Origin of the sequence: Daejeonella sp., from assembly GCF_049655485.1 — a bacterium.
In the GTDB taxonomy this organism is placed as follows: Bacteria; Bacteroidota; Bacteroidia; order Sphingobacteriales; family Sphingobacteriaceae; genus Daejeonella.
This window is the reverse complement of the sequence record NZ_JBASJU010000121.1, coordinates 1-11,414: the sequence shown is the minus strand read 5'-3', so window position 1 is coordinate 11,414 and position 11,414 is coordinate 1. Positions and strand designations below refer to the sequence as shown.

The window sequence follows — 11,414 nt, the reverse complement described above, 5'->3', positions numbered from 1 at the left end:
ATAAAGCAAAACGTAGTACCCAGGCTATGATACTAAATAGCATCACGGTACGGATCCCGAACTTATAAAGGAAGAATGGGATTGTCAGGATAAATAAGGTTTCAGATATCTGTGAAATGGACAAGAGCAAATTGGGATGCTGTACACCAAATGAATCGGGATAAGTGCTTTTGAAATCATCCAAAAAAGAACCGCCAAATAGATTGGTAATTTGCAGCGCAGCACCAAGAAACATCGAGAATATGAAGAAAACGGCAAGTTTCCTTGACTTAAAAAGTACAAGGGCGTCCAGTCCCAGGGTAGCTGAAAAACTTCTTGCTTCTCCGGATTTCAAAGGTGGCCGGGGCGGCATAGTAAATGAATAAAGCCCAAGAAGGAGAGAAGCGGCCGAGGCGACGTATAATTGCATGGGACTTTTGGTAAAATCAAGCAAATCTACAACCCACATGGCAGCAATAAATCCAATGGTACCCCAAACGCGAATAGGAGGAAAGGATTTTACAATATCCATGTTATTCTTTTCCAGCGCGTTATAGGAAACGGTATTTGCAAGTGCAATTGTAGGCATATAAGCCATACAATTGAAAAGCATGATAATATACAAGGAAGGGTAGTCTTCAATTTGAGCAGCTAATAATAAAAGAAGAGCTCCGGCAATATGGCATGCGCCCAATACACGCTCAGCATTGTAAAACCGATCCGCTATGATGCCCATAACTGCGGGCATAAACAATGAAGCTATACCCATTGTTGCAAAAATACTTCCTACCTCTACACCACTGAATTTTAGGGTGACTATCATGTATCCACCCAAAGAGATCAACCATGAACCCCAGATAAAGAACTGAAGGAAATTCATGATAATAAGGCGTAGCTTTATATTCATATGCTGAACATTTATGAGAAAAAGATAGAACTATTATAGAATATAAAACAATTGAAATTTAAAGTAGACTGTAAAGGTGCTTAAGAAGATCTTCTTTTGGCCAGTTCATCACGAATCTTGGCTGCCCGCTCATATGCTTCATCCGTAAGAGCTTCTTTTAATTTAGCTTTAAGCTCTTCCTCGCTCAAGGAACTATAACTAAGTGCTGCTGCAGGAGTTTTCTCTTCAGGCTGGGGTTCAATATTCTCCAGGAATACAAACTCATTTCCTTCAATTACAATCCCTGCGGTTGCAAGTATAAATTCATAGGTATAAATAGGGCAGTCAAATCTAACCGCTAAAGCAATGGCGTCGGAAGTCCTCGCATCGATTTCAGTCACCTTTTTTCCATCGCTGCAAAGGAGTTTTGCATAAAAAATCCCATCCACCAAATTGTAAATAATAACTTCTTGTATAGTAATAGTGTAGGCTTCCGCAAGTGATTTAAAGAGGTCGTGCGTAAGTGGCCGACTAGGTGTCATCTTTTCTATTTCGATGGCGATAGCTTGTGCCTCGAAGCCTCCTATAATAATAGGAAGCCTTCGGCGCCCACTTACCTCACCAAGAACCAGAGCGTAGGCCCCTGATTGCGTCTGGCTGTAGGATAATCCAACTATATCTAATTTAATTTTCTTCATTAAGAAAGCTTAACATTTAGGTAAATCACTAATAATTATTTAAGAATGTGATTTATAAGCTTTTAGAGCCTCCGTCAATTTCGGTACAACTTCAAAAGCATCACCTACGATTCCGTAATCTGCAACCTTAAAAAATGGTGCTTCAGGGTCTTTATTGATCACCACGATAGTTTTTGATGAACTTACACCCGCCAAATGCTGTATCGCACCGGATATTCCAATGGCAATATAAAGATTCGGGCTGACAGCGATTCCCGTTTGTCCCACGTGCTCTTCATGAGGACGCCATCCTGCATCCGAAACAGGTTTGGAACATGCAGTAGCTGCTCCAAGAACGTCGGCCAGTTCTTCGATCATTGACCAATTTTCCGGGCCTTTTAAACCTCGTCCTGCTGAAACAACCAGTTCAGCATCAGGTAAAGCTATTTTATCCGTGGCTCTGACCACATCAGTGACCGTAATTCTCACGTCTGAGTCTTTGATTTCTGGTTGGAAGTCTTCAATATTAGCTGTTCCCGAGTTTTCAGTAACCTGGAACGAGTTAGGGTTTACTGCAATTACTTTAATTGCAGAATGCAGCTCTACCGTAGCGAAGGCTTTGCCCGAGAATGCAGTTTTTTTGACAGTAAAGCTATTGTTCTCAATTTGCGGGAGCTCTACAGCAGAATCCACTAAAGCTGCTTGCAACTTTACAGCAACTCTGGGTGCAAGCCCCTTACCGCTAAATGAATTGGCTAAAATCAGAACATCTGCGCTTTCTTTTTTCGCCGCTTCAGAAATTGCTGAAGCATAGGCCTGGATCACAAAGGTCTTTAGTATATCACTTTTTACATTTATGACTTTGGAGGCGCCATATTTACCTAATTTACCTAGTTGATCTTGTGCAACCTCTCCGATTGAGATAGCTATAAGATCCGTGTTTAACAGATCTGCAAGTGCTTTGGCATAAGATACCACTTCATAAGTTGATTTCTTAAAATTGCCTTCGGCATTCTCTACATATACTAAAACTGACATATTCGCTGTTTGCCTTGCGGGATTTAAATTAAAGATTCTTTAAATAACTTTTGCCTCAGTGTGTAATAAGCTGACAAGCTTTTCAGTTTCTTCTGGTGATATCATGGTCACCATACCCCTTGGTGCAGGGGTAGAATAAGATTTAATTGCTGCCAACACCTCGATATCTGTAGCTTCCAGAACTTGCAATGGTTTTGTTCTGGCCGACATGATCCCACGCATATTCGGAATTTTTGGCTCTGCCACACCCTCAGCGCAACTTGCCACAAATGGGAAGTCGACCTTTAATATTTCTTTTCCGCATTCTATTTCGCGCTCAATTTGAGCACTGTTGCCATCACTCTCGAGTTTTTTTATGATTGAAATTGAAGGAATATCAAGAAACTCGCCGATCATTGCAGCTACTTGCGAACCGTTATAATCTATAGATTCTCTTCCGGTCAAAATAAGGTCGAAGCCATTTGTCTTAGCGTATTCGGCGATTTGAAATGAAACGAAATATGCATCGCGTGGTGCCGCATTTACACGAACGGCTTCATCTGCTCCAATTGCCAATGCCTTTCTGATAGTGGGTTCAGACGACGGTTCCCCAACGTGTATTACAGTTACGGTTCCTTTTCCTCCTTCAGACAGCTCGATCGCGCGGGCAAGTGCTATTTCATCATATGGGTTCAATATAAATTGTACACCAGCCGTGTTGAATTGTGTATTATCACCGCTAAAAGTTATTTTTGTAGTAGTATCTGGGACATTGCTGACACAAACTAATATCTTCATATAGATTCTGTTTTTACAAATCTACTCAAAAAAGCTAAATTAAAATGCATCATATACGATTACAAAAGCTTCTCCATTTCCTTGCTAATGAACCTCATGACCCCTTTCTAAAATATGCTTTAGCGACAGAATACCTAAATGCGAAGGATTTAGATACTGCTCTTGGATATTATGAGGACCTGCTTGCGAATCACCCCGAATATGTAGGAACATATTATCATGCAGGAAAATTGTATGAGCTGCTTAATCGTAAAGACCAGGCAATTGTAACTTACAAAAAAGGTATGGAAGTTTCAAGAAAAGCAGGGGATATGCATGCTTTATCTGAATTGCAAGGCGTCTACAATTCTGTTATGGGTCTGGATTACGAAGACGATTGAATGCTTAACAAACGCCACCTTATCTTTTTAAGTGATGTAGTCTCGTTTACACTGACGGCATTTGGAGGTGCACAGGCCCATGTCGGCATGATGCTTAAGAATTTCGTAATGAAGCGTCAATATATTTCAGAGGCAGAGCTCCTGGAGTTGAATGCACTTACTCAAATATTACCGGGACCATCTTCTACCCAGACTCTGATTGGTATTGCTTATAAAGTTGGGGGCTTACCAATTGCTCTCACCACTTTTCTGATATGGGTGATTCCATCGGCAGCTATTATGTGCCTGGCGGCGATAAGCTATACAGCGCTTGGTGAAGGAGAGAAGTTTGAACACATTCTCAGTTTTATTCAGCCTATCGCGGTCGGAATTGTCGGGTATGCGGCTTTTAAGTTCGGACGCGTTATATTGAAAACTGACACAGCTTACTGGCTTGCGGCCTCGTCTCTAGCAGCTACCCTTATTCTAAGAAATGCCTACGCTTTTCCCATCTTAATATTAATAGGAGGGATTATTTCATCGGCAATTGACACCCCTTTTGAAGAAACGCAGATCAGAAGCAAGCTTTTCTCGAAGATAAACCCAAAGAAGATTGCCTACTTTATAGGGGTTCTTTTATTTTTTGCAGGACTGGGTGCTATTATCAACCGTACATCGCCTTTCAGTTTGCCAATTCGTCTTTTTGAGAATTTTTATCGTAACGGCATTATGATATTTGGGGGCGGACAGGTGCTTGTTCCTTTTATGTACACCGAGTTTGTGGATATGAAGGATTATTTAACTTCAGATCAGTTCCTGGCGGGTTACGCCGTTCAGCAAGCCCTTCCCGGACCAACCTTTTCCTTTACTTCATTTGTAGGTGCTATGACTCTCAAAAATGCAGGGTACAGTATCTACGGCCAGGTGCTGGGTAGTGTCATTGCCGTTGTAGGGATTAATCTGCCGGGATTAATTCTTGTCTTATTTATCGTTCCATTCTGGAATGACCTTAAAAAAATTACCCGGATCAAGAATTCACTTTCGGGAATTAATGCCGTGTCGGTAGGCTTCATGGGAGCTGCATTTATCCTTCTTATTCAACCTTTAGGGATAAGCATTACCAGTGTTTCTTTGATTGTAATAACTTTCCTTTTGCTCGTCTATACAAAAGTTAGAACTCCGGTATTAATTATAGCCGGGGTACTTTTGGGCTTGTTCTCCTAAAAAAGAGGCTCATCATCCATGTCATCCATTCGTGAAGGACGGATTATAAAATTATTAGGCTTTTCGAAATCCTGTGAGGGTGCGATTCCGGCGAAAGGGTTTGCATTTGCAGGCGCTGAAAAATCTTCTTCGAGGTCTACGAACTTTACAAACTTGCCGACAAAACGTAGTGGTACTGTCCCTGTTTCCCCGTTTCTGTGTTTTGCAATGATAACCTCTCCAATACCTACTGTAGACCGCCCTTGTTCGTCTTCGGTAAGACCATAGTATTCCGGCCGGTATAGAAATAATACCATATCGGCGTCCTGTTCAATGGAACCCGACTCCCTTAAATCCGAAAGCATGGGCTTTTTACTTCCTCCAGGCCTGTTTTCAACTGCCCGGCTTAACTGGGAAAGGGCAATAACCGGTACATTTAACTCCTTAGCAACAGATTTTAAGGCTCTTGAAATACTACCGATTTCCTGCTCGCGGTTTCCGCCTTTTCCGTCGCTCTTGCCATGCATCAACTGTAAATAATCAATGATGATCATTTGTATATCGTACTGGGCTTTCAGACGCCGGCATTTTGCCCGGAATTCGAAGATATTAAGTGCCGGGGTATCATCAATAAACAAAGGTGCCTCCGTAAGGCTTCCGATTTTCGAGTGTAATTGCTGCCATTCCCATTCAGCCAAATGACCTTTTCTGATTTTCTCCTGCTCAATTTCTGTTTCTCCCGATATAAGACGATTAACAAGCTGAACGGATGACATTTCCAGTGAGAAAAACACAACAGGTTTGCCGAACTGAACGGCGGCATTCCTGGCGCAACTTAATACAAAAGCCGTTTTACCCATCGCCGGCCGGGCCGCAATAATTACCAAATCTGAGGGTTGCCAACCGGAGGTAATCCTGTCAAGGGCTGTAAAACCAGAAGCGACACCAGTTAATCCGTCTACCTTATCTTTTATTTTCTCAAGATTTTCTAGTGATTCACGAATGATGTCATCCATTTTCCTTGAATCTCTTCGAAGATTGTTTTGGGCAATATCAAATAAATTTTTCTCGGCATGGTCGAGCAGGTCGAAGATATCAGTGGTATCTTCATAGGCATTGTTGATGATCTCAGTAGAAATCCTAATCAATTCACGTTGTATGAATTTCTGAGAGATTATTCGTGCATGATATTCAATATTTGCCGCCGAAGCTACACGGTTTGTAAGCTCAGTAATATAATAGGCACCGCCGATCATTTCCAGATCGCCCTGCTGGCGCAGCTGGGCGGTTACTGTAAGGATATCGATCGGAGAAGATTTTTGAAACAGGAATTGAATCGCCTCAAATATTTTTTGATGGGCGTCTTTGTAGAAAACGTCAGGTTTCAAAATATCAATTACAGCAGAAAGCGCATCCTTCTCGAGCATAAGTGCCCCAAGCACAGCTTCTTCTAAATCCAGCGCCTGAGGAGGTAATTTTCCTAAGCCACTGGCGATGCTGCTAAGCCTGTTTCGACGATCCCCTGGTAACGTATTTTTATTCCCTCTGCTAAAATCCTGATCCTTCTCTAAACTCATGATAACAAAAGTATACAAAAAAGAATCCGGAAATTTTTTAGTTTTTCACACCGTAAATTTTTAGCAAATGACACTATGAGCCATCAAAGCATTCAACCACTTTAATATCAACATCTAATGTGGATAAAACTGTAATAATTCGTTGAATAATTCACCTATCCTAATTTAAACCTTGTGTTTATAACTTTTTAGGATGTTGATAACTCAGGCAAACTTGTCACATCGATGCCAGAAATCCTGTCCAAATGGAAATTATATCTAACTTGCAGATTCTAAAATATATATCAATGAACACTAACTCTTTTAATAGAAGGCGGGATGCTTCTCCACACGAGTCGAACCAGATGGTCTTCGGTATACGGGCTGTTATCGAAGCAATAAAAAGTGGTAAAGAAATAGAAAGTCTGTACATCCAGCGAGGCTTGAACGGCGGACTTATTCTCGAATTAAGGAGTTTGATTAAAGAGAACGAACTAACATTTCAACTTGTTCCCATTGAAAAGCTCAACCGGCTTACACCAAAAAATCATCAGGGTGCAGTTGCCTTCATATCACCAATTACTTACGAAAAGATTGAAAACATCATTCCAGCAATTTTTGAAAAAGGGGAAGTTCCCCTAATTCTGTTGCTTGATGGAATTACCGATGTAAGAAACTTCGGTGCAATAGCCCGTACTGCCGAATGTGCAGGGGTACACGCATTGGTTGTGCCTGCGAAAGGTTCAGCCCAAATCAATCCTGATGCAGTGAAAACTTCTGCCGGAGCCTTATATAAGGTTCCAGTTTGCCGCCATGAAAGTATGGTCAAAACCGCAAAGTTTCTTCAGGAATCCGGTTTACAATTGATAGCCTGCACGGAAAAAACTAACGAGTACCTTTACCAGCCAGATTACACAGTTCCCACTGTTGTGATTATGGGTTCGGAAGAAAACGGAATATCAACCGAACTGATTCGTATTGCGGATCATTTAGCTAAAATCCCCATGTTTGGGGAAATAGAATCGCTTAACGTCTCGGTTTCTGCTGGTGTACTCCTATATGAAGCTGTAAGACAAAAACTGGCTGCTAAATAAAATCTGAACCAAAGCGCTGTTTGACGTCAGTAACAACCTGTTTGATTTGCTGTTCCCGATCACGAGGGCAAATTAACAGGGTATTATTTGCTTCAACAACAATGAAGTCGTGTAAACCTTGCAATATTACCACTTTGCCTTCCGGAACATTTACCATGCAATTGGATGAATCGTACATGATAACTTTCTCAGACGGGATTACGGCGTTTCCGACATAATCTTTTTCTGCAAGCTCATAAACAGAAGCCCAGGTGCCCAGATCGGACCAACCAAATTCAGAAGGCAAGACATAAACATTCTCTGCTTTTTCCATTATTCCGTAGTCAATTGAAATATTGGTGCATTGCGTAAAAGCGGTTTGAATGAACTCGGTTTCCTTATCGGTGTTATATACCGCGGAACCCTCGTTAAATATGTCATTGATCTCTGGCAGATGCTTTCGGAATGAGTAAAGAATGTTCCTTACGGACCAAACGAAGATTCCTGCATTCCAAAGGAAATCACCGCTTTGCACAAATGTCCTGGCAAGTTCCAGATTCGGTTTCTCTGTAAAGGTCTTTACTTTATAGAAATCGTCGTCTATTTTTTGTGTATTGTATTGGATATAACCATATCCGGTATCAGGCCTGGACGGCTTTATTCCTAGGGTAATTAAGCAATCGTTGTCTGAAGCCGTTTTCAAGGACTTATTAATACAATTTATAAACTCCTCATTGTTTAGTATAAGATGATCAGAGGGGGAAACCACTATGGCAGCATCCGGATTCAATTTATTAATCTTATGACATCCATAAGCAATACAGGGCGCCGTATTGCGCATAACAGGCTCACATAAAATCCTGCTTTTATCCATCCCTGGTATTTGCTCAAGTACCAGGTCTGAATAAATTTCATTTGTTAGAATGAAGATATTCTCTTCTGGTACTATATTTTTAAAGCGATCATATGTTTGCTGGATGAGAGTTTTGCCGGTACCCAGGATGTCTATAAATTGTTTAGGGTAGCTAGTTCGGCTAATAGGCCAAAACCTGCTGCCAATCCCACCTGCCATTATTAAAGCGTAGTTGTTTTTCATTGTTTGTTAAAAGCTTTTAAATAATTCCTTCTTTTAAAAGATCATGCAGATGTATGAATCCTTCAAACTTAGTTTCGGTACCAACAAGAATCTGTGTAATGTTGTTTTTTCTTAATACTTCCAGGGCGTTAACTGCAAGTTCATCTTTATTAATAGATTTCGGATTGGTACTCATAATATCTTTTGCACGCAAGCCGTCAATGTTATTATTTTTTTCGAGCATCCTTCTGATATCTCCATCGGTGATAATACCAGAAAGCCTGCCCTGATCCACAACAGCTACAGCGCCTAATCTGTTTTTTGTGATTTCTATGATTACATCTTTTACAGTTGCTTCGGAAGAGATCTGTGGTTTCTCATTTTGAGCTGCCAGATCTCCCACTTTTAAATATAGTCGTTTTCCGAGCGAACCTCCGGGATGATATTTTGCAAAATCCTCACTGGTAAATTCCCGGCATTCTAGAAGACAAACTGCCAAAGCGTCACCCATCGCCAATTGGGCAGTAGTGCTGGTGGTGGGAGCGAGGTTATTCGGACAAGCTTCAATCTCAACCGAGGTATCTAAAACCCAGTCGGATTGGGTAGCTAAAAACGAATTGGTATCCCCAACCATCGCAACTAACTTATTATCAGATTGTTTTAGTAATGGGATTAATACCTTTATCTCCGGTGTATTGCCGCTTTTCGAGATGCAGATGATCAGATCATCCTGTTGGATCATTCCAAGGTCGCCGTGAATCGCGTCAGCAGCATGCATAAAAATAGCAGGAGTACCGGTAGAATTAAACGTTGCAACTATCTTTTGGGCGATAATCGCACTTTTCCCAATACCTGTAACTATTACGCGGGCTTTTAGGTATAAGATTTGATGTACTATCTCAGAAAAATCTTCGTTTAACTGACTTGAAATACGGATGATGCCATCTGCTTCAATCTGCAAGGTTTTTTTTGCAAGGTCTAGTATTTCTTGTGGATTCTTCAAAAAGATTATTATTAAACAAACGGATAATTTATCGCAAAAATATGTTATTTTGACTACTATTATGACCCATCTTTATTTTTTTCCTATTAAGAAATGGAAATAAACAAATCCCTTTTCGATAATCTACAGAACTTCTTTGGGTTTGATAACTTTAAAGGGGATCAAGAAGCGATTATCACCAGTATATTACAAAAACGGGATACATTCGTTATCATGCCCACCGGGGGCGGTAAATCAATCTGCTATCAGCTTCCAGCTTTAATGAGTGATGGCACTGCCATCGTAATTTCCCCCCTTATTGCCCTGATGAAGAATCAGGTGGACCAACTGAGGGCTTTCGGCGGTACAGATAGCATAGCGCATTTTCTGAATTCTACTTTAAATAAATCTGATATAGCCCGGGTAAAAGATGACGTGACCAGTGGAGCAACTAAATTACTTTATGTAGCGCCCGAATCGTTGACTAAAGCTGAGAATATCGACTTCCTGAGGGGTATTGCTATTTCTTTTGTAGCAGTTGATGAAGCACATTGTATTTCTGAATGGGGGCACGACTTCCGTCCCGAATACAGGAAGATCAGACAGGTGATTGATAATATCGGAGATGATATCCCAATTATAGCCCTTACAGCAACGGCTACACCAAAGGTTCAACAGGATATTCAGAAAAACCTGCAGATGAGTAATGCATCGCTTTTCAAATCATCTTTTAACAGGCCGAATCTTTTCTACGAGGTACGGGCCAAGAGGGATGTTATTAAAGAAATAGTGCGATACGCTAAAATGAATGCCGGCAAATCAGGCATCGTTTATTGCCTTAGCCGTAAGAAGGTGGAGGAAGTAGCTGAAGCCTTAAAATTGAATGGAATTAAAGCTCTTCCTTATCATGCAGGCCTTGATCCGAAAACCCGCGCGGAAACTCAGGATAATTTCCTGATGGAAGATGTGGACGTGATAGTTGCCACAATTGCCTTTGGAATGGGCATTGATAAGCCCGATGTGCGCTACGTAATTCACCACGATATTCCGAAGAGTATGGAAGGTTATTATCAGGAAACTGGGAGATCGGGAAGAGATGGGGGTGAAGGTATCTGTGTAGCGTTTTATTCGCAAAAGGATATTGACAAGCTGACCAAATTCATGAAGGATAAACCTGTTTCTGAAAGGGAAATAGGTACACAAATACTGAAAGAAGTAATTGACTATGCAGAATCTTCTGTTTGCAGGCGTAAGCAAATCCTGCATTATTTTGGTGAGAACTTTAATGAAGCCGGATGCAACAATATGTGCGACAATTGCAGGCATCCTAAAAAATACTTCGAAGCAGAAAATCATTTGCGGAAGGTGTTAACTCTCGTGCGTGACTTTGGTGAAAAATTCGACGATCAATACATTTTTAATTTCCTGATGGGACTCGATAATGCACAGATTTCTTCTTACGAACACGATAAACTGGATTTGTTCGGCTCAGGAAAATCCGAAGGAGAGATTCTTTGGAAGTCACTTATGCGACAAGCGGTGCTTAATAATTTTGTGCGAAAGGATATAGACAACTATGGCTTATTAAAACTTACCAAATCAGGCAGGGCTTTTATTGAGAATCCGCATGCTGTCAAATTTATTCTGAACTATTTAATGGAAACGGCAGAGGATGAGGTGGAGGAATCGCAGCAACAAGGTGGGGCACTTGATACACAACTGCTGCTAATTCTTAAAGAACTTCGCAAGAAAATCGCAAAGCAAAAAAACCTTCCGCCTTTTGTGATTTTTCAAGACCCGTCACTGGAG

Annotated in this window: 11 protein-coding genes; 4 read left to right on the top strand and 7 right to left on the bottom strand. The window is 41.0% G+C overall.

Features of this window, described 5'->3' with window-relative positions:
- The 4 genes from WBJ10_RS04910 to WBJ10_RS04895 form a co-directional block, all read right to left on the bottom strand.
- The coding region (locus WBJ10_RS04910; RefSeq protein ID WP_424288412.1) for an MFS transporter at window positions 1-886 on the bottom strand (886 nt) is incomplete at its 3' end.
- Between the two features lie 80 nt (window positions 887-966).
- Window positions 967-1,563: a bifunctional nuclease domain-containing protein gene (locus WBJ10_RS04905; RefSeq protein ID WP_424288411.1), complete on the bottom strand. Its 597-nt coding sequence runs from the start codon at window positions 1,561-1,563 to the stop codon at window positions 967-969.
- A gap of 39 nt (window positions 1,564-1,602) precedes the next feature.
- Window positions 1,603-2,580, bottom strand: a complete 978-nt coding sequence (locus WBJ10_RS04900; RefSeq protein WP_424288410.1) for an electron transfer flavoprotein subunit alpha/FixB family protein — start codon at window positions 2,578-2,580, stop codon at window positions 1,603-1,605.
- A gap of 39 nt (window positions 2,581-2,619) precedes the next feature.
- Window positions 2,620-3,357, bottom strand: a complete 738-nt coding sequence (locus tag WBJ10_RS04895; protein WP_424288409.1) for an electron transfer flavoprotein subunit beta/FixA family protein — start codon at window positions 3,355-3,357, stop codon at window positions 2,620-2,622.
- 44 nt (window positions 3,358-3,401) lie between these two features.
- Here WBJ10_RS04895 and WBJ10_RS04890 point away from each other — a divergent pair, with 44 nt between their 5' ends.
- Window positions 3,402-3,737, top strand: a complete 336-nt coding sequence (locus WBJ10_RS04890) for a tetratricopeptide repeat protein (protein ID WP_424288408.1) — start codon at window positions 3,402-3,404, stop codon at window positions 3,735-3,737.
- Entirely contained in the window at window positions 3,738-4,940 is a 1,203-nt protein-coding gene (gene chrA, locus WBJ10_RS04885; protein ID WP_424288407.1) for a chromate efflux transporter, read from the top strand.
- On the opposite strand, the gene dnaB is transcribed toward chrA, so the two are convergent.
- Window positions 4,937-6,496 carry a replicative DNA helicase gene (dnaB, locus tag WBJ10_RS04880; protein ID WP_424288406.1) on the bottom strand — a complete coding sequence of 520 codons (1,560 nt, stop codon included), beginning with the start codon at window positions 6,494-6,496 and terminating at the stop codon, window positions 4,937-4,939. The two genes, chrA and dnaB, sit on opposite strands and share 4 nt — an antisense overlap.
- 287 nt (window positions 6,497-6,783) lie before the next feature.
- Here dnaB and rlmB point away from each other — a divergent pair, with 287 nt between their 5' ends.
- Window positions 6,784-7,569: a 23S rRNA (guanosine(2251)-2'-O)-methyltransferase RlmB gene (rlmB, locus tag WBJ10_RS04875; RefSeq protein WP_424288405.1), complete on the top strand. Its 786-nt coding sequence runs from the start codon at window positions 6,784-6,786 to the stop codon at window positions 7,567-7,569.
- Here the strand turns inward: rlmB and WBJ10_RS04870 are convergent.
- Together WBJ10_RS04870 and WBJ10_RS04865 are read right to left on the bottom strand one after the other, a co-directional pair.
- On the bottom strand, window positions 7,562-8,644 hold the full coding sequence (locus tag WBJ10_RS04870; protein ID WP_424288404.1) for a mannose-1-phosphate guanylyltransferase: 1,083 nt from the start codon (window positions 8,642-8,644) through the stop codon (window positions 7,562-7,564). The two genes, rlmB and WBJ10_RS04870, sit on opposite strands and share 8 nt — an antisense overlap.
- Window positions 8,645-8,660: 16 nt before the next feature.
- Entirely contained in the window at window positions 8,661-9,626 is a 966-nt protein-coding gene (locus WBJ10_RS04865; RefSeq protein ID WP_424288403.1) for a KpsF/GutQ family sugar-phosphate isomerase, read from the bottom strand.
- Window positions 9,627-9,719: 93 nt separating this feature from the next.
- Between WBJ10_RS04865 and WBJ10_RS04860 the strand changes: the two genes are divergently transcribed.
- Window positions 9,720-11,414 (top strand): RecQ family ATP-dependent DNA helicase (locus tag WBJ10_RS04860; RefSeq protein ID WP_424288402.1); only part of this gene is annotated, 1,695 nt, incomplete at its 3' end.

Coding starts and splice junctions, on each gene's coding strand:
- WBJ10_RS04905 (WP_424288411.1), bottom strand. CDS start 1,563: ATGAAGAAAATTAAATTAGATATAGTTGGATTATCCTACAGCCAGACG.
- rlmB (WP_424288405.1), top strand. CDS start 6,784: ATGAACACTAACTCTTTTAATAGAAGGCGGGATGCTTCTCCACACGAG.
- WBJ10_RS04870 (WP_424288404.1), bottom strand. CDS start 8,644: ATGAAAAACAACTACGCTTTAATAATGGCAGGTGGGATTGGCAGCAGG.
- WBJ10_RS04900 (WP_424288410.1), bottom strand. CDS start 2,580: ATGTCAGTTTTAGTATATGTAGAGAATGCCGAAGGCAATTTTAAGAAA.
- WBJ10_RS04895 (WP_424288409.1), bottom strand. CDS start 3,357: ATGAAGATATTAGTTTGTGTCAGCAATGTCCCAGATACTACTACAAAA.
- chrA (WP_424288407.1), top strand. CDS start 3,738: ATGCTTAACAAACGCCACCTTATCTTTTTAAGTGATGTAGTCTCGTTT.
- WBJ10_RS04890 (WP_424288408.1), top strand. CDS start 3,402: ATGCATCATATACGATTACAAAAGCTTCTCCATTTCCTTGCTAATGAA.
- dnaB (WP_424288406.1), bottom strand. CDS start 6,496: ATGAGTTTAGAGAAGGATCAGGATTTTAGCAGAGGGAATAAAAATACG.